The organism is Paenibacillus sp. J31R122 (assembly GCF_056269185.1).
The window spans coordinates 149,435-170,446 of sequence record NZ_JBWDNM010000007.1 but is presented as its reverse complement, the minus strand read 5'-3'; the positions used below and the strand labels follow the sequence as shown (position 1 = coordinate 170,446).

The 21,012-nt window shown below is 44.6% G+C and carries 25 protein-coding genes, 1 pseudogene and 1 riboswitch; all 26 genes and pseudogenes read right to left on the bottom strand.

What is annotated here, in order from left to right; translation table 11 throughout:
• Window positions 1–10 precede the first annotated feature (10 nt).
• The 26 genes and pseudogenes from AC0YN7_RS13650 to AC0YN7_RS13525 all read right to left on the bottom strand — a co-directional run bounded on the left by AC0YN7_RS13650 (window position 11) and on the right by AC0YN7_RS13525 (window position 20,998).
• Window positions 11–541, bottom strand: coding sequence for a redoxin domain-containing protein (locus AC0YN7_RS13650; RefSeq protein WP_475810556.1), 531 nt, complete (start codon window positions 539–541; stop codon window positions 11–13).
• An 86-nt stretch (window positions 542–627) separates the two neighbouring features.
• A complete protein-coding gene (locus AC0YN7_RS13645; protein ID WP_475810708.1) occupies window positions 628–1,374 on the bottom strand; it encodes a pseudouridine synthase in 747 nt (248 codons plus the stop codon).
• Between the two features lie 54 nt (window positions 1,375–1,428).
• On the bottom strand, window positions 1,429–1,932 hold the full coding sequence (locus AC0YN7_RS13640; protein ID WP_475810707.1) for a spore maturation protein: 504 nt from the start codon (window positions 1,930–1,932) through the stop codon (window positions 1,429–1,431).
• 25 nt (window positions 1,933–1,957) lie between these two features.
• Window positions 1,958–2,617, bottom strand: a complete 660-nt coding sequence (locus tag AC0YN7_RS13635; protein ID WP_475810555.1) for a nucleoside recognition domain-containing protein — start codon at window positions 2,615–2,617, stop codon at window positions 1,958–1,960.
• Window positions 2,618–2,720: 103 nt separating this feature from the next.
• Window positions 2,721–3,779, bottom strand: coding sequence for a D-alanyl-D-alanine carboxypeptidase family protein (locus AC0YN7_RS13630; RefSeq protein WP_475810554.1), 1,059 nt, complete (start codon window positions 3,777–3,779; stop codon window positions 2,721–2,723).
• Window positions 3,780–3,916: 137 nt separating this feature from the next.
• Window positions 3,917–4,402, bottom strand: a complete 486-nt coding sequence (gene ytfJ, locus AC0YN7_RS13625; protein WP_475810553.1) for a GerW family sporulation protein — start codon at window positions 4,400–4,402, stop codon at window positions 3,917–3,919.
• Window positions 4,375–5,070, bottom strand: a complete 696-nt coding sequence (locus tag AC0YN7_RS13620) for a DUF2953 domain-containing protein (protein ID WP_475810552.1) — start codon at window positions 5,068–5,070, stop codon at window positions 4,375–4,377. Before AC0YN7_RS13620 ends, ytfJ begins: the two co-directional genes overlap by 28 nt.
• 58 nt (window positions 5,071–5,128) lie before the next feature.
• Window positions 5,129–5,731 (bottom strand): SMC-Scp complex subunit ScpB, encoded by a 603-nt coding sequence (scpB, locus tag AC0YN7_RS13615; RefSeq protein ID WP_475810551.1) that lies wholly within the window; start codon window positions 5,729–5,731, stop codon window positions 5,129–5,131.
• The gene (locus AC0YN7_RS13610) at window positions 5,700–6,479 is read right to left on the bottom strand and encodes a segregation and condensation protein A (protein WP_475810550.1); all 780 of its coding nucleotides are present in this window, start codon (window positions 6,477–6,479) and stop codon (window positions 5,700–5,702) included. The genes scpB and AC0YN7_RS13610 overlap by 32 nt, the downstream gene beginning before the upstream one ends.
• A 35-nt stretch (window positions 6,480–6,514) precedes the next feature.
• The gene (gene ribH / locus AC0YN7_RS13605; RefSeq protein ID WP_475810549.1) at window positions 6,515–6,985 is read right to left on the bottom strand and encodes a 6,7-dimethyl-8-ribityllumazine synthase; all 471 of its coding nucleotides are present in this window, start codon (window positions 6,983–6,985) and stop codon (window positions 6,515–6,517) included.
• 21 nt (window positions 6,986–7,006) lie between these two features.
• Window positions 7,007–8,242: a bifunctional 3,4-dihydroxy-2-butanone-4-phosphate synthase/GTP cyclohydrolase II gene (locus tag AC0YN7_RS13600; protein ID WP_475810548.1), complete on the bottom strand. Its 1,236-nt coding sequence runs from the start codon at window positions 8,240–8,242 to the stop codon at window positions 7,007–7,009.
• A 743-nt stretch (window positions 8,243–8,985) separates the two neighbouring features.
• Window positions 8,986–9,645, bottom strand: coding sequence for a riboflavin synthase (gene ribE / locus AC0YN7_RS13595; protein ID WP_475810547.1), 660 nt, complete (start codon window positions 9,643–9,645; stop codon window positions 8,986–8,988).
• A gap of 182 nt (window positions 9,646–9,827) precedes the next feature.
• Complete coding sequence (gene ribD, locus AC0YN7_RS13590; RefSeq protein ID WP_475810546.1) at window positions 9,828–10,931, bottom strand: bifunctional diaminohydroxyphosphoribosylaminopyrimidine deaminase/5-amino-6-(5-phosphoribosylamino)uracil reductase RibD; 1,104 nt, start codon at window positions 10,929–10,931, stop codon at window positions 9,828–9,830.
• Between the two features lie 243 nt (window positions 10,932–11,174).
• Window positions 11,175–11,385: riboswitch (FMN riboswitch) on the bottom strand.
• Window positions 11,386–11,418: 33 nt separating this feature from the next.
• Entirely contained in the window at window positions 11,419–11,850 is a 432-nt protein-coding gene (locus AC0YN7_RS13585) for a peptidylprolyl isomerase (protein WP_475810545.1), read from the bottom strand.
• Between the two features lie 53 nt (window positions 11,851–11,903).
• Complete coding sequence (gene lysA / locus AC0YN7_RS13580; RefSeq protein ID WP_475810544.1) at window positions 11,904–13,235, bottom strand: diaminopimelate decarboxylase; 1,332 nt, start codon at window positions 13,233–13,235, stop codon at window positions 11,904–11,906.
• A 132-nt stretch (window positions 13,236–13,367) separates the two neighbouring features.
• Entirely contained in the window at window positions 13,368–15,014 is a 1,647-nt protein-coding gene (locus tag AC0YN7_RS13575; RefSeq protein ID WP_475810543.1) for a spore germination protein, read from the bottom strand.
• A gap of 25 nt (window positions 15,015–15,039) precedes the next feature.
• Window positions 15,040–15,468, bottom strand: a complete 429-nt coding sequence (locus tag AC0YN7_RS13570; protein ID WP_475810542.1) for a stage V sporulation protein AB — start codon at window positions 15,466–15,468, stop codon at window positions 15,040–15,042.
• Window positions 15,461–16,114 (bottom strand): stage V sporulation protein AA, encoded by a 654-nt coding sequence (locus AC0YN7_RS13565; RefSeq protein WP_475810541.1) that lies wholly within the window; start codon window positions 16,112–16,114, stop codon window positions 15,461–15,463. The genes AC0YN7_RS13570 and AC0YN7_RS13565 overlap by 8 nt, the downstream gene beginning before the upstream one ends.
• A gap of 212 nt (window positions 16,115–16,326) precedes the next feature.
• Complete coding sequence (gene sigF, locus AC0YN7_RS13560) at window positions 16,327–17,082, bottom strand: RNA polymerase sporulation sigma factor SigF (protein ID WP_475810540.1); 756 nt, start codon at window positions 17,080–17,082, stop codon at window positions 16,327–16,329.
• A 19-nt stretch (window positions 17,083–17,101) separates the two neighbouring features.
• Window positions 17,102–17,548 (bottom strand): anti-sigma F factor, encoded by a 447-nt coding sequence (gene spoIIAB / locus AC0YN7_RS13555; protein WP_475810539.1) that lies wholly within the window; start codon window positions 17,546–17,548, stop codon window positions 17,102–17,104.
• Window positions 17,545–17,898 carry an anti-sigma F factor antagonist gene (gene spoIIAA / locus AC0YN7_RS13550; protein ID WP_475810538.1) on the bottom strand — a complete coding sequence of 118 codons (354 nt, stop codon included), beginning with the start codon at window positions 17,896–17,898 and terminating at the stop codon, window positions 17,545–17,547. The genes spoIIAB and spoIIAA overlap by 4 nt, the downstream gene beginning before the upstream one ends.
• Before the next feature lie 168 nt (window positions 17,899–18,066).
• Window positions 18,067–19,254: a D-alanyl-D-alanine carboxypeptidase family protein gene (locus AC0YN7_RS13545; protein WP_475810537.1), complete on the bottom strand. Its 1,188-nt coding sequence runs from the start codon at window positions 19,252–19,254 to the stop codon at window positions 18,067–18,069.
• Between the two features lie 213 nt (window positions 19,255–19,467).
• Window positions 19,468–19,695 (bottom strand): hypothetical protein, encoded by a 228-nt coding sequence (locus tag AC0YN7_RS13540; protein WP_475810536.1) that lies wholly within the window; start codon window positions 19,693–19,695, stop codon window positions 19,468–19,470.
• A gap of 7 nt (window positions 19,696–19,702) precedes the next feature.
• Window positions 19,703–19,867: pseudogene (gene deoA / locus AC0YN7_RS13535) on the bottom strand (pyrimidine-nucleoside phosphorylase); the annotation flags it as partial.
• A 25-nt stretch (window positions 19,868–19,892) separates the two neighbouring features.
• The gene (locus AC0YN7_RS13530; protein ID WP_475810535.1) at window positions 19,893–20,063 is read right to left on the bottom strand and encodes a Spo0E family sporulation regulatory protein-aspartic acid phosphatase; all 171 of its coding nucleotides are present in this window, start codon (window positions 20,061–20,063) and stop codon (window positions 19,893–19,895) included.
• Between the two features lie 110 nt (window positions 20,064–20,173).
• The gene (locus AC0YN7_RS13525; protein ID WP_475810534.1) at window positions 20,174–20,998 is read right to left on the bottom strand and encodes a purine-nucleoside phosphorylase; all 825 of its coding nucleotides are present in this window, start codon (window positions 20,996–20,998) and stop codon (window positions 20,174–20,176) included.
• Window positions 20,999–21,012 lie beyond the last annotated feature (14 nt).

The window sequence follows — 21,012 nt, the reverse complement described above, 5'->3', positions numbered from 1 at the left end:
AGTAGACCTCCTACAACTGAAGCAGTCGCTCAATCCGTTCATCAATTTCAGTCTCTGTCATGCCACCTATTTTAATTTCCATAATGGTACCATCAGGCTTTATGAAGAAAGTAGTTGGGTATGATTTAAGCCCATAGCTCCGTTCAACTTTACGATTAACGTCACGCAGAATTGGATAACTTAAATCAAATCGGCGAACGAAATTGTTCACGGTCAATGTATCCTCGCTTAAATTGATCGCTAAAATAACTAAGCCTTGATCCTTCCATTTGGCATATTGAAGCTCAAATTCTGGCATTTCCTTCACACACGGCGGGCAGAAGGTACCCCAGAAATTAACAACAACAGCCTTGCCCTTATAATCAGACAGCGACTTTAAGTTTCCATCCAAATCGACAAGCTTAAAATCCGGAGGTATACCGCCTTCCTTCAAAGGACCCTCTTCGTCTGCGGAAAATAAAGTTGAGCCGATCGCATACCCACCTATAATTAGGACGGCTATAAGAATAACGATCTGAACCGTCTTACGCGATTTCCCCATAATCGAACCTATCACCAGCCTCTGTCTAATCATGACGTTTACTATCATTATAACGAAAAGTCGACGGCAATAACTGCCGCCGCCGATTACTTTTTATGAACTTTATGTGTCTTGCTGGTCGCTATTGCAAGTAATTCTTTAATTTCCTGCGGGGTAAGATGACGGTACTTTCCTCGACCTAGATTCTCAAGTCCTAACTCGCCAAAACGGATCCGTTTTAATCGAATGACTTTGTGACCGATAGCTTCAAACATACGACGAACCTGACGGTTACGGCCTTCGAAAATGGTAATCGTAATCGTTGCCTCGTTACCTTCGGTATCCACATCATGATACTCCACTGATGCGGGTGCAGTCATACCATCCTCCAGCTTAATCCCTTTTTCAAGCAATTCAAGCGCGCTGCCGTGGGGGACTCCTTTCACAGTTGCACGATAGGTTTTCGGAACATGGTGGCTAGGATGTGTTAATAAATTTGCAAACTCGCCATCATTCGTAAGAAGAAGCAGTCCTTCTGTGTCATAATCCAAACGCCCAACTGGATATACACGTTCTTTTATTCCTGGTAGAAAGTCAGAAACTACTTTACGCCCTTGCGGATCCTTGGCGCTTGTAATAACTCCCTTTGATTTATTAAGCATAAGGTAGATTTTCTTCTCGCTCCTAATCGGCTTTCCATTAACCGAAATAGTATCGACTGCCGGATCGGCTTTCACTCCAAGCTCCGTAACCTTCTCACCATTCAATTCTACCATACCTGCTAAAATCATCTCTTCACACTTGCGACGGGACGCGACACCCGCAGCTGCTAATATCTTCTGTAAACGTTCCAATTCTTTCACCTCATCCTCCATCATAACGATATGGAGAACAAAGCACAAGCTTCACTAACCGAATATGTATAAACAGATGAAAATTGCAGCCAAAAATCCAACTAAATCGGAAAATAACCCCACTTTTAACGCATACCGTGTGCGACGTATGCTAATAGCCCCAAAATAAACGGTAAGCACATACAAAGTTGTGTCAGTGCTCCCTTGTATAGTCGATGCTATTCGACCAATCATCGAATCTGGTCCGAACGTCTGTATCAAATCGGTGGTGAATGCTAAAGAGCCGGCTCCTGTTAATGGACGCAATATTCCAAGAGGGAGCACTTCACTCGGTATGCCAATCCAATCAAATAAAGGGCGTACGGCTGAAAGCATCAATTCCAATGCTCCTGATGCACGAAACATGCTGATCGCTACCATCATGCCTACTAAGTGAGGAATAATATTAATGGCAGTGCCGAAACCATCCTTAGCGCCCTCAACAAAAGTCTCATACACAGGTACTTTTCGGCGCAGGGCCGCGTATAGAGGAATAAATACGATAATAGCAGGAATCATCCACGCTGATAGTTGAGTAAAAATCTCATACAACTGACTCACCTCCACGGCCTGACAGGTGAGCGTTTATTTTTTTGGACTCTTTTTTAGGCTGAATGATTGGAGGCGGTGGTGATTTTCGTCGATACCAACGATCGGCTAAAATGGCAGCGGTTGTCGCAACAAATGTTGCCGCGAGCGTAGTCCCAACAATTTCTGCAGGATTTGCTGAGCCATAATTCATCCGAATGGCAATTAGTGTCGTTGGGATTATTGTTATGCTCGATGTATTCAAAGCAAGCAATGTACACATTGCAGGCGTCGCGGTAATGGGATCCGGATTAAGCTTCTGCAGCTCCTGCATCGCCTTTATCCCCATCGGGGTAGCTGCATTGCCCAGGCCAAATAGATTGGCGCTAAGATTGCTCATAATATAACCAATTGCAGGGTGGTTGCGCGGGACGTCCGGAAACAGCATTCTTACTATCGGCCCCAGCATCCGCGCCATTTTTTGCAGCAATCCTGCATCTTCGGCGATCCGCATAATGCCCAACCAGAAAACCATAATGCTAATTAATCCAAAGCTGACCGTGACGCCAGATTTCGCCCCTTCAAATGCGGCTTGCGTCACCGCATCCATCTTGCCCGTAATAGCAGCTACAACAAAGCTGGCAACAATAAAGAACAACCATATCCAATTAACCATCTAACCGCCTCCCCTCCGGTTTAAATCTAAACCAGCGATAATGACGCTCTCCCAAACGTTATCTCGCCGGCAAACAAATGCTCATGTCATTCAAATTTTGGGTTTATTTCGGGTCACTGTCATAGACAGGAACTGCACCAATTTTGTCGTTACCCAAATACCATTCCAGTATTCCACGCTCACCTAGAGCATAACGAGTAGTTGCCGTATCGTAAAGAACCAGCTTGGATTGTACGGAAGGCATTTCATCCTTCTCCAGAGCATACAGGAATGACTGTCCTAAAATATAAGGTGAACCTGCAACTGCCTGTCCTTTGGCGGCAATTTGCAGAAGCGGATAATGCTTAAAGCCCCAATCAAGCAGCTTGCGATGATCAGCCCAATCATCTCTGTCATTGATAGTAACGGCTGCAAGCTGTTGGCCTTCACGAGTGGCCGAGCTTACCAAACAGCGAAGTGTTTTTTTGGTATAGCCCGTTTTAACGCCATCCGCACCTTCATACATTTCGAGCATTTTATTTTTATTTTTATAGCTGTACTCCCAATTGTCATGTGGATTTGGAACTTTTTTCACTGGTGTACTAACGATTTCTGCAAAGGTTTTATTTTTTAATGCATAAGCTGTCAGCTTTGCCAGGTCGTTTGCAGAAGAATAATGACCATCCTGATCGAGTCCATGCGGATTTTTAAATTGTGTTTTCGTCAATCCAAGGAAAGCGGCTTTCTCATTCATTAAGTATACAAAGCCTTCCTCTGAGCCTCCGACATGCTCTGCAATTGCTGTTGCAGCATCATTACCTGAGCGAAGCATAAGGCCGTAGAGCATATTAGATAAGCTCATCTCTTCCCCAAGCTGAAGATAGATGGACGAGCCTTCCTTCCCTACAGCGCGCTTACTGGTCTTAACCATATCGTTAAGCTCTCCATGCTCAATGGCTACGATAGCTGTCATTATTTTAGTTAAACTGGCAATTCCCATTGAAGTATCGCCATTGCTGCTGTATAACAATCGACCTGACTCTACGTCAATTAGCGCCGTTGCTTTTGCATTTGTCTTAATCGAATCCGGAGCTGCGCTTGCTCGAGAGATTGAGCTTGTCCCAACCATCAGAGCCAACAATAATCCAAGCACAACCACCTTATTACTCTTCTTCAAAATCATATACAAACTTACTCCTCTCGCATCATTAGTTGAATCAGGCTTCTGCTCGCGTATTACAGTATATGCTTGTACATGATCGTGTAGACGAAAATCGCTTAACAAAAAAAATTAAAAACTGCCCTTACGGGCAGTTAATGTTAAAAAAGTTGTTCGTTTGTATTCACAATCCCTGTAATGACGCCCTCGGTTTGATCCGAGTAATTGGATGTACTTGAAGGCTGTTTAATTAAAGATTGTAATTTATCAAATACATAAGGTGCAGAGTCGATAACTTTCTCAATCAGATGAGTTTGATTATCGAGCGGTACGACCTTCACTCCATGAGTGCCTACAACGAGGAAAGCGATTGGTGTAATCGATACGCCCCCCCCGCTGCCTCCTCCAAACGGAAGAGAAACTGAAGCATTATGAGCATCAGTGTGCGACGAATTTTTATGCCCCGATTCGTCCATTCGAATGTCACTGCCCCCCGCAACAAACCCAAAGCCAACCTTGGAGATAGGCATTATAATGCTGCCGTCAGGCGTTTGGACAGGACTACCAACGATAGTGTCAACATCCACCATCTCTTTAATATTTTCCATTGCTGTCTGCATTAAGCCCTGAATAGGATGTTCTGCCATGCTTTGACGCCTCCTTTCGTTTTGTTCTTCCGAACTAAAAACTGAAGTCCGGCAAGGATAGCATAACCTAAGCGGATTTGAGCTATGCACGACCATTCCGTCGTAAATGCAGAATGCTGATAAATCGGAGAAACACTCATTTTCGGCTCAGTCCTAAGCTTGACCATTTGTGAAAGCAACCCGAGTATAGAGGTTTTAACCGACCATATGAAACCAGTTGTCATCGCGGTCCACATTGCATCTCCCGTACCGACTGATGTTGTCCAATTCCACTCCACAAGCCGAACCTTCTTTAAGGTTTGCTTTACCCACCCCTTTAAATGATAGGTAATTTCCATAATATGCTTCAGCTTTTCAATTCCGCTAACTACTTTATCCGTATTAACCTCTTCATTGTATTGCTTCCATGAATCAAGACCAGTGTTTGATTGCGACACTTGTTCCTTAAGCTCTAACGATTTACCTGTAAATTGGATAATGGGTATTTTAATTCGGTACTTGATCAGGCCGAATAGTGCTTTCACATTCAACTCTGCATCATCATTATTGTTCTCCGCTCTTCTAAAATGCCCGTTAATATTTACGGGCGAAGACAGGATTACAATTAAAATGAGCAAAAAAAAGAGACCGACCGCCGTTATCCAACCGTAAGGGTAACTGAGCATCATGATGCTACCTCCGTTTCCCTGTTTTGGGTTGTATATAGTATGACCCGGCGGTCAAATCTCATTCTTTTATTTCATCAATAGTCATTTGTCGACCATCGAGGCGTTCAAAGAGCAGCTGTGTCTGCTCAGCTAATGCTTCATCCACATCCACATACCCTGGCTCAGGCAGTTCACGAATAGACGGCAATCCAAAATAATCTAAAAATGATTTCGTCGTTCCATACAAAATCGGCCTACCAATCGCTTCGGCTCGACCTACTTCCTCAATCAAGTCTTTCGATACAAGCGACGCAATAGCTCTGTCACTCTTAACACCGCGTATTTCTTCGATTGCGACCCTTGTTATCGGCTGCTGATAAGCAACGATAGACAACGTTTCTAGCGCAGCTTGTGATAGCTGTGCACGTGTTGGCGTATAAGCCATTCGTTCAAAATAAGGCGCATGCTCCGGATGGGTCGTAAGTCTGTAGGAAGCTGCTACCTCCGCTATTTGAACCCCTCTACCTTCTCGTTCGAGATCACGCTGCAGGTCGTAAACCAAGTCTGAAGCAAGATCCGAATCTAGTTCTAAAATATCGGCGAGCTGTCTCTTCGTAAGTCCTTCGTCGCCTGCCATAAAAAGCAGACCCTCAATAATTGTCTTCAACTTCTGATAATCCACTTTCCGAAGATTCCCCTCTCCAATGGATGACGATATCGTCAAACAGCTGATGCTGGAAGCATCGAATATGCTTCATTTTCATCAGTTCCAGTATGGCCAAGAAGGTTACAACAACCTCATGCCTGTCCATATTTTCCCTTATAAGCTTTGAAAATCTGACAGTTTCAAATTGCTTTAGCACTTCAACAATATCTCTAATGCGATCCTTTACCGATATTTCATCGCGTTGTATGGTTGACACTACATTACGTCTGGCTGCTCTTCCAAGCGCCTTCTGAAACGCAGCTACTAAATCAGATACGTGCAGGCCTTCTACAGGATTAACTTTCTCTTCCTTCATGAAAGGACTCATATCCTCTGGCTCACGCGAAAAGACGAGGCTGCGCTCGAATTCCTTCTCACGCAACTGTTCGGCAATTTGTTTAATTTTACGATATTCCACGAGCTTCTGAATCAGCTCGTCTCGCGGATCTAACCCTTCATCCGGCCAATCCTCGTATTCCTCTTCAAATACAGGAGGCTTAGGAAGCAGCTGTTTGCTCTTAATTGCCAGCAGGGTAGCCGCCATCACTAGAAATTCGCTTGTAACTTCAAGCTCAAGCTCTTTCATCGCATGCAAATAATCCATATATTGAATCGTAATCTCACTAATAGAAACCTCATGGATGTCAATCTCGGATTTATCGATCAAATGAAGCAATAGATCAAGCGGCCCTTCAAAAGAATCCAGCTTATAAAGCACTGACACTAATGTTTCCCCCCGCCTAACCTTAGCTTAGCTGCTTAACCTTGTAATTGCTTAGTTAAATTAGCCATTTCTATTGCGCTAGTTGCTGCTTCGTAGCCTTTATTTCCAGCCTTCGTACCCGCTCGTTCAATAGCTTGCTCGATTGAATCAACTGTCAATACGCCGAAAATAGTCGGAACTCCCGTTTTCAAAGCAATTGCAGCTACACCCTTTGCAGCCTCGTTACATACAAAATCAAAATGAGGAGTAGAGCCGCGAATTACTGCGCCTAACGTAATAACTGCATCGTATTTGCCGCTTTCAGCCATCTTTTGTGCAATTAAAGGAATCTCAAATGCTCCTGGTACCCAAGCAACATCTACATCTGTATCTTGTGCTCCGTGACGTTTGAACGCATCAAGTGCTCCTCCAAGCAATTTGCTTGAGATAAACTCGTTAAATCGACCAACTACAACCCCATATTTCAAACCCTCAGAAATTAAATGTCCTTCAAAAAATTGTGCCATCGCGCGTCATCCTTCCATTAATTATATAGTATAGTCTGTATCTTCAAAGCGAAGCAAATGTCCAAGCTTGGATTTCTTGGTGCGTAAGTAATGGTTATTATCCTCATTAGCTGCCATTTGAATCGGAACACGCTCGATTACTTCTAAACCGTAACCCTCTAGTCCTTTAATCTTACGCGGATTATTCGTGAGCAAACGCATTTTGCGAACGCCTAGATCCTTTAAAATTTGAGCGCCTATACCATAATCTCGCAAATCAGCCGGAAAGCCAAGCTTTAAATTTGCATCTACTGTATCTAAGCCTTCTTCTTGAAGCACATACGCCTTAAGCTTGTTAATAAGACCTATGCCTCTTCCTTCTTGACGCATATACAGTAGAATGCCGCTTCCTGCTGCGTCTATTTGCTTCAAAGCCGCCTCAAGCTGAGGCCCGCAATCACAACGATGAGAGTGGAACACATCGCCAGTCAAGCACTCAGAGTGAACACGAACCAATACCGGTTGATTAGAATCGATGTCCCCTTTAACAAGCGCCACATGCTCCTTGTTATCAACCATGTTCGTGTATGCGATTGCCCGGAAGGTACCGAAATCAGTTGGCAGCTTAACTTCCACAGCTCGTTCAACTAACTTTTCTTTATCGTTACGATATTGAATCAATTCTTGGATCGTAATGAGCTTAAGATTATGCTTTTCTTTGAATGCGAGCAGATCAGGCAATCTGGCCATTGTTCCATCTTCTTTAATGATTTCGCATATAACTCCTGCTGGAGGCGCTCCGCACATAACGGCCAGATCTATTGCAGCTTCTGTATGTCCAGCGCGACGAAGAACTCCGCCTGACTTAGCGATTAACGGAAAAATATGCCCGGGTCTGCGGAAATCAGAGCCCTTCGTTGTTGGATTAATCAATGCCTTTACAGTTTCTGATCGTTCATGAGCGGAAATGCCAGTAGTCGTTGAAATATAGTCTACAGAAACTGTAAATGCTGTACCATGATAATCTGTATTTTGCATAACCATTGGCGGCAACTCAAGCTCTTCAGCACGCTCCTGTGTAATTGGAGCACAGACAAGTCCGCGCGCTTCCGTGATCATAAAGTTAATAACCTCCGGAGTCGCTCTATCCGCAAGCGCGATAAGGTCACCCTCGTTTTCACGATCCTCGTCATCAACGACGATAACTGGTTTCCCTAATTTAAGATCTTCAAGCGCTTCTTCTATGCGATCAAATGAGATTCTCTCTGTTTGTTCCATATGTGCTTCCTCCTTTTTGCAACCTATCCTTTTGAAAGGATTCTACCGAACCTTCAAAGGCTTCTAACCAAACCTTTAAAGGCTTCTACCAACCTTTAAAGGCTTCTACCCAAACCTTCAAAGGCTTTACGAACCCACCCAAACCCTCCCTTCCAAGGGAGGGCCCCGAGGGGCTGCTGCCCTCTGGACACCCGCAATTAGACTAACGTGTGAGTTACTGAGATGGGTGTGAGTTACTTTTCTGGTAGCTCGCTTTCGTCCCTGCGGGACACGCTTTACGTTTGGTGCGCTCGGGCTGCCTGAACACCAGTGTAACGTGCAAGTTTAAGCGATGGTTCTGAGCTACTATGGCTGGTGGCTCGCTTTCGTCCCTGCGGGACACGCTTAACGTTTGGTGCGCTTGGGCTGCCTAAACACCAGTGTAACGTGCGAGTTTCAGAGATGGTTCTGAGCTACTATGGCTGGTGGCTCGCTTTCGTCCCTACGGGACACGCTTTACGTTTGGTGCGCTCGGGCTGCCTGAACACCTGTATAACGTGCGAGTTTCAGAGATGGTTCTGAGCTACTATGGCTGGCGGCTCGCTTTCGTCCCTGCGGGACACGCTTTACTTTTGGTGCGCTTGGGCTGCCTGAACACCTGTATGACGAGTGAGTTACTGAGATGGTTCTGAGCTACTATGGTTGGCGGCTCGCTTTCGTCCCTGCGGGACACGCTTTAGGTTTGGCAGTGCTTGTCGGTGCTTTTATAAAAACCCGTTTTCCATAAGGAAGGATGTTGTCAGCTTGGATTTGGGCTGTGCTGCTTCTGGTTGTTTGTAATGAAGCAGGTGATCCACATATTTGCCGATAACGTCGGTCTCTATATTTACCGTATCACCCGCATGCTTGTGTTGTAGGGCTGTTTGGCTTAGCGTGTGCGGAATTATGGATACCGATAAGGTTTGTGAGGAAGTATCTACAACCGTAAGGCTTATGCCATCAATCGTTATGGAGCCTTTTGGAATAACGTACCTCAGTAGTTGCAGGTCATCTACTCTAACCTGAAACACTACGGCATTCGCATCTGTCTCACGGCTTGTTATTTGACCTACTCCATCGATATGGCCTTGCACGATATGTCCGCCAAACCGAGCTCCTGCTTGCATCGCTCGTTCCAAATTCACTCGTTCACCTGGACGAAGCTGATGAAGACTTGATTTGCGATACGTTTCCGGCATGACATCTGCCGCAAATGAAGAACGGTCAAATTCCGTTACGGTCAAACATACGCCGTTTACGGAAATACTATCACCAAGCATAACTCCTTCAGTTACAAGTGACGCTCCGATCTTCAGACGCATCGCTTCTCCCTGTTTTGTTATCCCCTTCATCTGGCCCACTTCTTCCACTAATCCGGTAAACATTTTATCCCTCCTTCCAAAGGTTTTGCGAATGCAAAACCAGCTTCGTAAGCATCTTCTTAGGTTTTGCGAATGCAAAACCTGCTTCGTAAGCAACTTCTTAAGTTTTGCGAAAAAAAACATTTCATAATCAATATCTTTGATTTGCTATAGCTTAACATACTGAATATGCAGCTTGTTTTCCATTACTTCTTGTAAACGGGATAACCTGATACGCAGATATCTTCGCCGGCCATTTCAACTTTCACATTTTCGAGTGAGATGGCGTCTGCCATCTTCTCTATTCCTGAGAAAGTAAAGGTTCCGGGCGCATCCTTACCGCCGATTATTTTGGCGGCGTAATAAAGAATTATTTTATCGATGAGTCCCGCTTCGAGCATCGCTCCGTTTAATTGCCCGCCGCCTTCTAGCAGTATGGAGCCGATTTCGAGATCTCCGAGTTTTTTCATCGCAGTTATCAAATTTACTTTTAAAGATGGACCGCATGTTATAACTTCGACACCCTCATTCTCCAAAGCTGTGCGTTTCGCTGCGTCTGCATGATCCGTCGTTAGAACGATCGTTCTAGCTGATCGATCCGTTACAACTCTTGCATCAAGTGGAAGTCGAAGTTCAGAATCCACAATAATTCGAACAGGGTCGATTGCTGGTACAGATGCTCTAGTATTCAATAAAGGGTCATCAGCCAGAACTGTTCCAATACCAACCATTATCGCTTCATGCTGATGGCGTAATGTATGCACCTGTTCCCGAGCTGTTGAGCCTGTTACCCAGCGGCTATCCCCTGTTCTCGTAGCTATTTTACCATCAAGTGTGCTTGCCGTTTTTAAGGTTACAAATGGAACTTTGCTCGTTATATATTTGTTGAACTTCTCGTTCATTAAACGAGATTGCTGCTCCAATATACCAACAGTTACTTCAATACCCTCTTGTTGCAATCTTGAAATCCCTTTACCTGAAACTTCGGGATTAGGATCACCGCTAGCGACAACAACTCTGGCAGCTTTTGCAGCTATAATGCGCTCGCAGCAGGGCGGCGTTTTACCGAAATGACTGCAAGGCTCCAGCGTTACATATACAGTTGCGCCTTCTGCTTCTTCTCCAGCCATTTGCAAGGCATGCACCTCAGCATGACCAGTTCCACGCTTCAGATGTGTTCCAACGCCGATAATTCGGCCATCCTTCACAACCACACAACCGACTACAGGATTAATACCAGTTTGACCTGATGCCCTTGAAGCCAAATCTAAAGCCAATTGCATGTAATATTCATCGTTTATAATGTCCATAGACAAAAAACACCCCTATCGGCATACGATCCGACAGAGGTGATGAAAGAACTACAAGAGAACAACGACAAAACCAGTCAGCACTCAATTAGAGCATAGAAAGCGCAGCAAAAAAAAAGTGCATCTCGCGAATCCATACTATAGCTGTGCTATTGGTTTGTAAAAAAACGCTACAGAAAGAAACCTAATAAGTATGTGAAATAAAACACATACAAATAAGCATGATTCCGATAGCTGTCGATGCTGCTCCTTCTCCCATCCAGACTGTACTGTCGGTCCCGGATTTACACCAGGTCCACCGTTCCAATTAACATACGCAATTTCAAAAATATCGCGAATGTCGACTAGCCCGGGTCACGGACTGACGAAAAACGCAAGGAGTTTGGGAGTCCAATCCTCCTTGCGTTTCCCGATCACCGCCGGTTAGGAATTTCACCTGACCCCGAAGGAAAGCTGCACTTACATAATTATAGTTAGTATCTTAACATTAAACCGTTTCGATTTCAACCTTTTCCATTTTGTCTCCGCCTTTTAGTGCGTCAACAAATTCCATACCTTTTGACACTTTGCCGAAAACAGTATGTCCGCCATCCAAATGCGGCTGTGGAGCATAACCGATGTAAAACTGGCTTCCGCCTGTATTACGACCAGCATGCGCCATTGCAAGTGAACCGCGCTCATGCTTATTAGGGTTGATCTCACAATTGATTTGGTAGCCAGGACCGCCTGTTCCAGTACCGTTCGGGCATCCGCCTTGAGCGACAAAGCCTGGAATAACACGGTGGAAGGATAAACCGTTGTAGAAACCATCGTTAGCAAGCTTCTCGAAGTTTGCTACAGTATTTGGCGCGTCTTGCTCGAACAAGTCGATAAGAACTTCTCCGCCATTTGCTAGTGTGATTTTTGCTTGTTTTGCCATTTCTACATCTACCTTTCTTTTATCCGAATAAGACTACGTTACCAATTTCGCCCTTATTTCGCAAGCGAAGATTTTTGAAGTCTAGCCGGAATGACGTCATTGCAAACAATATTTTCTAAAGATTCACGCTTTACGGCAAGATCAGCTTGGCCATCCTTAACAAATACGACTGCTGGACGGCGAATCCGGTTGTAGTTGCTTGCCATTGCATAATTATACGCACCTGTACAGAAAACAGCAAGTAAATCACCATTTTCAGCTTTAGGAAGCTCTAAATCCCAGATGAGCATATCTCCGCTTTCACAACATTTGCCGGCTATGGAGACCGTTTCTACCTTTGGTTCATTAGCACGATTAGCTAGTACAGCTTCATATTGTGATTGATATAGCGCTGGACGAGGGTTGTCCGTCATTCCGCCGTCAACAGCAATATATTTCCGTACGCCTGGAATATCCTTGCTAGTCCCTACTGTATACAAAGTCGTTCCCGCGTCGCCAACCATGCTCCGACCAGGCTCTACCCAAATTTCAGGAAGCGGAAACTCAGCATTAGTAAAGTTCGTAATAATAGCTCCTGTAATTGCTGCCACATATTCGCTAATTGGAAGCGGTGTGTCACCTTCCACATAACGGATACCGAAGCCGCCGCCAAGATTGATTACTTTAAAAGTCAGTCCCAGCTCATTTCGGATTGCTACTGCAAAATCCGCAACCTTGTCAACCGCCATACGGAAGCCCTCAACCTCGAAAATTTGTGAGCCTATATGCGAATGTACACCCAAAACAATGAGGTTAGGAAGCGACATTGCTTCTTGAATGGCTTGTCTTGCTGAACCATTGCCAAGATCAAAGCCAAACTTTGAATCTTGTTGGCCCGTCGAGATGTAATCATGTGTATGTGCTTCAACGCCAGGTGTTATGCGCAGCAAAATATTTACTTGCTTACCCTTCTCACCAGCTAGCGCATTCAAAATTTGAAGCTCTAAGAAGTTGTCCACTACAAAACAGCCTATGCCTGCGTCAAGCGCCATCATTATTTCCTCAGGAGTCTTGTTATTGCCATGAAAATGTATACGCTCAGCTGGGAATCCCGCTTGCATAGCTGTATAAAGCTCACCGTCAGAAACGACATCAAGTGATAGTCCTTCCTGCTCGGCAATTGCGCACATAGCCATTACGCTGAAAGCCTTGCTCGCATAGGCAACCTGAAATCTCAGGCCAGAAGCCTTAAACGCTTCAACATACTCGCTCGCGCGTTGACGTATAAGCGCTTCATCTACAATATATAGCGGCGTGCCAAATTGATTAGCCAAATCGGCTACATCGCAGCCGCCAATTTCCAAATGTCCAATCGCGTTAATCTTGCTAGTTCCATGTAAGTACATGTAATTTCCCTCAGCTTTCTTCTATCTGCATACAGATAGAACGGATAGAATTTGCATCAATAGCATCAGTATAACGCAATCTATCTATCTGAGATATGGATAAATTCACATTTCATTTGCATTTTTGTGAATTTATTCGGTGTTTGGCAGTCTATCGCTCTGCTGCGTACGCAATATATTCGGACGCTTACGATCGTAAAGCACCGGCTTGCGAAAGATGATGCTCACCAATGCATTAGCGTCAAAAGGTATGAACGGCCACATATACGGACGATTGAAAGAACGCTCTGTAACTAATAACAACAAAATAGCTGTTGTCGCGATAACAAAGCCAGGCACGCTAAACGCTGCAACCGATACGATAAGCACAAGTCTAACGATTCGATTAGCAAGCCCTAACTCATAGCTTGGAGTCGCAAACATTCCGATTGCTGCAATAGCCATGTACAATATCACCTCATTAATGAAAAGACCTGTTTTTACCGCGATATCACCAATTAATATCGCAGCAACGAGTGACATGGCCGTTGCCAGTGACGTGGGCGTATGTACAGAAGCCATACGGAGTAAATCGACACCTATTTCAGCAATTAAAAACTGAGCGACTAATGGTATTTTACCTGTTTTGGCTGGCCCCAAAAACTCAAGCGCTACTGGCTTCAGCTCGGGATGCATGACGAATAACAACCATAGCGGAAGCATAAAGAGCGAAGAAAATATGCCAATAAATCGAACCCATCGCAAATAGGTGCCGATTACAGGAGATTGACGGTATTCCTCCGCATGCTGCGTCAAATCCGCATACGTAGTTGGAAGTGTCATGACGCTCGGCGACGTGTCAACGAATACAGCTATAGATCCTTCTAATAAGTGAGCTGATACCGTATCAGGTCTCTCTGAGTAGCGTACGAGCGGAAATGGGCTCCAACCGCGTTTTACAGTAGCCTCTTCGAGCTGTTTATCCGCTAAAGGCAATCCATCTAACTTCACCATAGAGATTTTATCCTTAATGGATTTAAGCAGATGCTTATCGACTACATCATCTAAATAAGCGATACAGACATCTGTTTTCGTCCGCTCACCAACCTGTACCAGTTCATATCGCAGCTGCGGGTCGCGAATCCGTCTACGAACTAATGATATGTTGACCATCAGTGTTTCAACAAACCCATCCCTGCTGCCTCGAACGACCTTCTCTAAAGACGGCTCTTGAAGACCTCGTGTCGGAAAGTTTTTGGCGTCGATCAACAGCAAGCTTTTTTCCTTATCGATAAAAAAAGCTGTAACGCCTGCTAAAACACTAGTTAACATAGTATTCCAAACTTCGACCTTACTGACCTGTGCTGCAGGCACGTACAATTCGAGAAATGCATGGAGAGCATCACTTGATAAATCGTCTGGGTGTAGATAGGTAAGACGCTTGAGAACTTCTGTGAGCAATGCATCATTCACAAGTCCGTTCATACAGAGCATCGCCGTACGTCGTTCTCCGAATGTCATCTCCCTTACAACAACATCAAAACTCTTTTTATAACCCAACTCATTTTCCAGTCGTGTCAAAATCTCATCTAAATGCCAAGGTATCCCATCGTTCTTATCCTGATCCGAAGTGACCGAGTTTTCCTTCCCTTCTTTCACGGGCTTACGATCACTGTCAGATGTTTGAATCCTAATCTCTTCAAGAGACTCTTCCCATTGCTGCTCTTCAGGTAATTCTGAATATGGAGGTTTTATAATCCCCACCTTTTCATGCTCTTGTCCCGTCTCACGATTTCTCATTCAATTACCCGCCTTCCGCTAAGTGCTACCATTGAAATATAAGCCAATCAAATAAAGAACCTAATGTCTTACCAAGCACCATTGCCATAACAAGAGCAACCATATAGCTGGATAAATTCATTCTTTTCGCCAAAATTGGCAGCACGTTCATGACTTCCGTTAATGCAGCTGCCAGCATGCCGACAAACATTCCATCAAGTAAACCAGCCCCCATCAAGAAAACGCCGGAAGACAATGGCAATTTCCAATCCATAAAATCGGCAAGTGTCCAATACATTGATCCGCATATTACAGCAGTCTCGAACCATACCGACATCCGATATGCATCTGCTAGCTGTGCCAGGCGCGGAATAAGATCTAGAATGATAAGCAAAGCGACTAGACCGCTGCCAACAGCCAGTCCTCCAGCCAGTCCCAACATTGCAATGAATAAATTCGCTATGCCATTAATCATGACCGTTACCTCTGGTTTGGTCGTAATCTGCTTTTTTACGCATTTCATCAGCGATAACATAAGCATTGACATTTTCTTGATACATATATAGCTCGACCTCTAGTGGATTCGGCTCCTCGTTGAACCGTTTGCGGAATAAATGGTTAAAGAACAAGACCATCCCCAATCCGATCCCAAGTGAATACGGAATTTGGAACCACAGAGGATGATCGGTTCGCTTGCCTGTAATGAGCTCGACAATACGAATATGAACTTCCTTCATGCTGACGTCCGTATGAAAGTTCATGATAGCGAGCCCCGCTCCAAAAAACAGCAGTAGCCACGATAGGATTAGTAGCGGCAGACGCGGCTTCACTGGCTTCTCGGCTATCATGACCAGAACCTGAGGATCTCCATAAGCTTCCACCGTCAAGCTAGGCTCAAGCTCGCGAATTGCCTTGACGATCTGCAACAAATCAATAACAACTCGATTGCCATCCGCTTTTTTATGCTCGTATAGAATCAGCCCTTTCAAGCGTCTCTCAAGAGAATCATTTGCTGCAAGTAAACGTGAAGCTTGTCCTAATGTGACTTGATGTTGCGGTTTGATGTAAATTCTTTTTTTGAGACGCAGATAGAGGACTGTAAGCTTTGTAGATGCTTCCATCTGTCATCATCCCTTCTGCTGATCATTAGTGTTTGTTTTCCTTTTTAGTATGAGATAAGGACGATACGGATACTCATTCCCAAATAGGTAATAAACGGCAAGTGTAAACGGCTGTCGCCGTCCTTGGCGGCAAAGCTCGTTTCGCGGTGAATTATAAGCCTAATTTAATTGTGAAACTTATAAAGTCTTATAATTAAAAAGATCAAATCGCCCTATAAGGCGATTTGATCTTTTATGGATTGCAATATTTTTTTCTCCAGCCGCGATACTTGCACCTGCGAGATGCCAAGCCTGCTCGCTACTTCAGATTGCGTTTTGTCCCGGTAATAACGTAAGTATACAATGAGACGCTCACGTTCACTGAGTCCTTCAATCGCTTCAACCAGCGCAAGCTTATCGAACCAGCGATCTTGCGATTCATCAGCGATTTGATCCATTAGCGTTATCGGATCGCCGTCATTTTCGAATACCGTTTCATGAATAGACGTAGGAGGCTTGTTTGCCTCTTGGGCAAAAACGACGTCCTCGGGCGTAATACCAAGCCCTTCGGCAACTTCGCTAATGGTAGGCAAACGTCCTAATGTTTTCGAGAGCTCATCCTTCATTTTACGAACCTTATTGGCCGTTTCCTTAAGTGATCTGCTTACCTTGAGCGTTCCGTCATCACGAAGAAACCGTTGAATTTCCCCGATGATCATTGGCACCGCATAGGTCGAAAACTTTACATCATAGGACAAATCAAACTTGTCTACCGATTTGAGCAAACCTATACAGCCTATTTGAAACAAATCTTCGGGCTCGTAGCCACGATTGATGAATCGCTGTACGACTGACCAAACAAGACGTATATTACAATGAACGAGCGTGTCTCTTGCAAGTGTATCACCGGATTGGCTTAATGCTATCAGCCGTTTTACTTCCGCATCATCTAAGTATGGCTGGGCCGTTTGCTTCATATCGACTTTCATGAGGTTCAACCCCTATGCCCTAGTTGTAGAGCGCTTTTTTCGATTCGATACGTTTCATCATCACTATACGGGTTCCACCGTCCAGCTGACTTGAAACCTCGAAGCGGTCCATAAAGTTTTCCATAATCGTAAATCCCATACCAGACCGCTCAAGCTCTGGCTTAGATGTATAAAGCGGCTGACGCGCCAGCTCCAAGTCCTCGATGCCACGTCCATTGTCCGATATAACGATAGAAACAGACTCTCCTTCAATCTTCGCTTCAATTGTGACCTGCTTTGAAGCATCATTCTCGTAGCCATGAATGATTGCATTCGTAACAGCTTCAGATATCACCGTCTTTAAATCGTTAAGCTCATCCAAGGTCGGATCAAGCTGGGACACAAATGCAGCGACCGCTATACGAGCGAAAGCTTCATTCTCAGAGCGGGCACTAAAGGAAAGCGTCATTTCATTCGATCCGTTCATGACACCACCTCCAAACTGGAAATTGCGCTGCGTTCATTTTCGTGGATTGTCAATATTTTGAATAAACCCGACAACTCCAACAGGCGATGTACGCTTGGATTCACATCACAAACGACCATTTTTCCGCCTTTACTCTTCACTTGCTTGTACCGGCCTAGAATAACGCCTAGACCAGAGCTATCCATGAATTGCAATTCCTTAAGGCTAAGAATGACGTGGTCGCTGCTACCTCGAAGAATAGCATCCTCCATCTTAAAGCGAACAACATCTGCGGTATGATGATCTAGCTCCCCTCTAAGGCGCACGATCAGCACATTGCGGTAATGCTCCAATTCTGCTTGCAGACTCATTAAGCTGTTCATCTCCTCCACTGATTCAGCTGTATACACTTGCCGAGTTAGAATTAGCTATTCTATATTACGCTTACCGTTTCCTGCCCGACGACAAAACTAGAAGCAGAGCGCTAACAACTGACAAAATGCGAGTACACCTCAACCGAGGATCTCTCAAATAATGAGTTAAGTAAACAAGCCGGAAAATGAACGTTTGAGCATTTTCCACCAGCCAGCTCTATCAACGGAGATCGGAGCGTCAACAGCAAATTCCTTAAGCACTTGATCGCCTTGATAAACGACTAGCTTTCCAATAGACTGTCCAATCTGAACCGGTGCCTTAATAGGACCGTTTATTTTCAGTTCATACCGAATATCTTTGGTTTGACTTCCTTTTTTCAGTAGAACGCTATATGGATGCTTCGCAACAAGCGGCAGATTTGGAGTTGTTCCTTTCTCTATCGTTACCGTCCCCATCGAATCACCCTCTTTGATGATGGAGTGATTCATATATTGAGCAAACGTATAATCGAACATTTGTGATACTTCCGCATTTCTAGTCTTTGTATTCGGTTCCCCCATTACTACAGCAATAACTCGCATATTATCACGCTTTGCTGTTGCCGATAAGCAGTACTTTGCCTCGGTGGTGAATCCCGTCTTCAATCCGTCAGCACCGCTATAGAAACGCACGAGCTTATTCGTATTTACTAGCCAAAAAGGCTTCTCCGACGTTTTGCGTAAATAATCCTGATATAGACCAGTGTATTTTGTCACTTCAGAATGTTTAAGAAGCTCCTTCGACATGATGGCAATATCATGCGCGGATGAAAAATGACCAGCTACAGGCAAACCGTTCGGATTCATAAATTGTGTATCGTTCATACCTAATTGCTTTGCTCTCTCATTCATCTTGGAGACGAATTGCTGCTCTGTCCCGGCTAGCTTTTCCGCCATTGCAACAGAAGCGTCATTTCCAGATGCAAGCGCGATGCCTTTGAGCATCTCCTCAACTGACATTTCTTCGCCAGCCTCTAAAAAGATTTGTGAACCGCCCATAGAAGCCGCGTATTCACTCGTTCGAACTTTATCATTCAATTTTATTTGACCGTCATCAAGTGCCTCCATAATAAGCAGCATCGTCATAACTTTTGTTATGCTGGCTGGCGGCAATTGGTCGTGACTATTTTTCTCAAAAATGACTGTTCCACTATCCGCATCCATCAGAATAGCCGAACGCGCTGAAGGAGCAAGGCTCAGTGATGAAGGCTGCCCGTTCGGAGCGGACGCAGGCTCTTTGGCGAAAATAACCGAAGGCAACGCAAGAGCAAACGCGATAATGAGTAAAAACAGCTTGAAAGAACGATTTTTCAACAGATATTCACTCCTCAATTTTTTTGATAGCTGGCATAAGCTGATGCTTAAGTTTTAGATGGCACGGTATGGTTATATATTCCTTTCCATTGTTGACGGATATAATGAAATTTATTCCATTAAGAACGGATCGAACCTATAACATTAATAACTGCCTATACAAAAAAACCGTTCCGATAATCAGAACGGTTCAAACTGAATAATTTATTTGACTCAGATAAGTCGCTTTATTCCTTCAGCCAGCGTATCGCCTTCACGCACGGAATCGCCAACTTTTTTGCGAAGTGTTATGCCTATAGCATAATCTATCACCGCATCCTTCCTCACTCTTCCCGCTCCAATAGCTAGAGCCGCTCCGTTCAGCAATTGATCTTTCAGCAGCGCTCTCGCTGCATCGTACGAATCGGTCCTACCACCCAGAACAACCATATTAGCACCCAAAAGCGGCTGTCTCCCGCGGTGTCATTCCGCGAAAAAAAACAGCCATCGCCCATGCCGACAGCTGGTAATCTGGAATATCGCCACGACAATAACCATCAACTAAAAAAGTCAGCTCCGAAGCGGTCAGCTCACCGCCATCTCTCTTCTTCTGAATAAGATCCACCGACCGTATGACTTCCTCCTCATTCGCTGTGCAGTTAATTGGCACGCGACAGCGCTTTTCGCTCCACCTGCACTTTAATGATGATTTCATCAAGCGTTTCACTAATGATCAGCACATCTCGATGCAGCAGATTTTGCTTCAAATGAGCCGTTTCGACCATTTTGGTACGTAACTGCTCCATCTGTAACAGTAATTGCTTGTCCATTTTTTCGTCCACTCCATTATTCATTAATCATGGACATTATACGACGAATTAATAAAAAAACACTGTCAGAATGAGTCGATCCAATTGTTACAATTGTGTTACAAAAAACATTACATGGCTGCAATTAATCCGTTCACAAGTCCCAAAAATTGGGACTTGACTCGTTCCGTCGTTTCCATGACTTCCGCGTGAGAGAGCGGTTGATCCAATATTCCCGCCGCCATATTACTAATACAGGAAATTCCGATCACTTCTAAGCCGGAATGTCGAGCAGCAATTACTTCAGCAACAGTCGACATTCCGACAGCATCTGCTCCGAGAATTCGCAACATTCGAATTTCTGCTGGCGTTTCATAAGTCGGCCCTAGCAGTCCCGCATAAACCCCTTCACGTAAAGTAAACCCTTGACTTTCTGCAACTTCGAGCGCTAACGCTCGAAGACGCTTGCTATACGCCTCGGACATATCAGGGAAACGTACACCAAGCTCATCATCATTCGGCCCAATAAGCGGGTTTTTGCCAGTCATATTAATATGATCAGAAATAAGCATCAAATTACCCGAGTCAAAATCGGTATTAATACCGCCTGCCGCATTTGTAACGAGTAATATTTTAACACCCAACGCCTTCATCACCCGAACAGGGAATGCCGTCAATTCAGGGCCGTAACCTTCATACATATGAAAGCGGCCGCGCATCAGCACAACTGACTTGCCAGATAGTGTCCCAATCAGCAGCTCGCCAGCATGTCCTTCAACCGTCGATACCGGAAAATAGGGGATATCACTATATGGAATTGTCACTGTATTTTCCAGATAGTCACCCAGTACCCCTAATCCAGAACCCATTATTAACCCTATCTCAGGGTTTTGAGTCGTCTGCTTCCTTACAAATTGTGTAGCCTCTTTAATATGCGCTGCCGTTAATCCATTCATGGTTATTCCTCCGA

Excerpts from the sequence above, each read along its gene's own strand:
- ribH (WP_475810549.1), bottom strand. The coding sequence starts at position 6,985 with ATGGCACAATTTTTTGAAGGACATTTAATTTCTGAGGGTTTGAAATAT.
- ribD (WP_475810546.1), bottom strand. The coding sequence starts at position 10,931 with ATGGACATTATAAACGATGAATATTACATGCAATTGGCTTTAGATTTG.
- AC0YN7_RS13640 (WP_475810707.1), bottom strand. The coding sequence starts at position 1,932 with ATGATTCCTGCTATTATCGTATTTATTCCTCTATACGCGGCCCTGCGC.
- spoIIAA (WP_475810538.1), bottom strand. The coding sequence starts at position 17,898 with ATGAGTCTGCAAGCAGAATTGGAGCATTACCGCAATGTGCTGATCGTG.
- AC0YN7_RS13635 (WP_475810555.1), bottom strand. The coding sequence starts at position 2,617 with ATGGTTAATTGGATATGGTTGTTCTTTATTGTTGCCAGCTTTGTTGTA.
- AC0YN7_RS13530 (WP_475810535.1), bottom strand. The coding sequence starts at position 20,063 with ATGGACAAGCAATTACTGTTACAGATGGAGCAGTTACGTACCAAAATG.
- AC0YN7_RS13575 (WP_475810543.1), bottom strand. The coding sequence starts at position 15,014 with ATGAGAAATCGTGAGACGGGACAAGAGCATGAAAAGGTGGGGATTATA.
- AC0YN7_RS13585 (WP_475810545.1), bottom strand. The coding sequence starts at position 11,850 with ATGGCAAAACAAGCAAAAATCACACTAGCAAATGGCGGAGAAGTTCTT.
- AC0YN7_RS13565 (WP_475810541.1), bottom strand. The coding sequence starts at position 16,114 with ATGGAAGCATCTACAAAGCTTACAGTCCTCTATCTGCGTCTCAAAAAA.
- lysA (WP_475810544.1), bottom strand. The coding sequence starts at position 13,235 with ATGTACTTACATGGAACTAGCAAGATTAACGCGATTGGACATTTGGAA.
- sigF (WP_475810540.1), bottom strand. The coding sequence starts at position 17,082 with ATGAAAGTCGATATGAAGCAAACGGCCCAGCCATACTTAGATGATGCG.
- AC0YN7_RS13525 (WP_475810534.1), bottom strand. The coding sequence starts at position 20,998 with ATGAATGGATTAACGGCAGCGCATATTAAAGAGGCTACACAATTTGTA.
- AC0YN7_RS13600 (WP_475810548.1), bottom strand. The coding sequence starts at position 8,242 with ATGGAACAAACAGAGAGAATCTCATTTGATCGCATAGAAGAAGCGCTT.
- AC0YN7_RS13650 (WP_475810556.1), bottom strand. The coding sequence starts at position 541 with ATGGGGAAATCGCGTAAGACGGTTCAGATCGTTATTCTTATAGCCGTC.
- spoIIAB (WP_475810539.1), bottom strand. The coding sequence starts at position 17,548 with ATGAACGGATCGAATGAAATGACGCTTTCCTTTAGTGCCCGCTCTGAG.
- ribE (WP_475810547.1), bottom strand. The coding sequence starts at position 9,645 with ATGTTTACCGGATTAGTGGAAGAAGTGGGCCAGATGAAGGGGATAACA.
- AC0YN7_RS13620 (WP_475810552.1), bottom strand. The coding sequence starts at position 5,070 with ATGATGCTCAGTTACCCTTACGGTTGGATAACGGCGGTCGGTCTCTTT.
- ytfJ (WP_475810553.1), bottom strand. The coding sequence starts at position 4,402 with ATGGCAGAACATCCTATTCAGGGCTTAATGCAGACAGCAATGGAAAAT.
- AC0YN7_RS13630 (WP_475810554.1), bottom strand. The coding sequence starts at position 3,779 with ATGATTTTGAAGAAGAGTAATAAGGTGGTTGTGCTTGGATTATTGTTG.
- AC0YN7_RS13570 (WP_475810542.1), bottom strand. The coding sequence starts at position 15,468 with ATGATTAATGGCATAGCGAATTTATTCATTGCAATGTTGGGACTGGCT.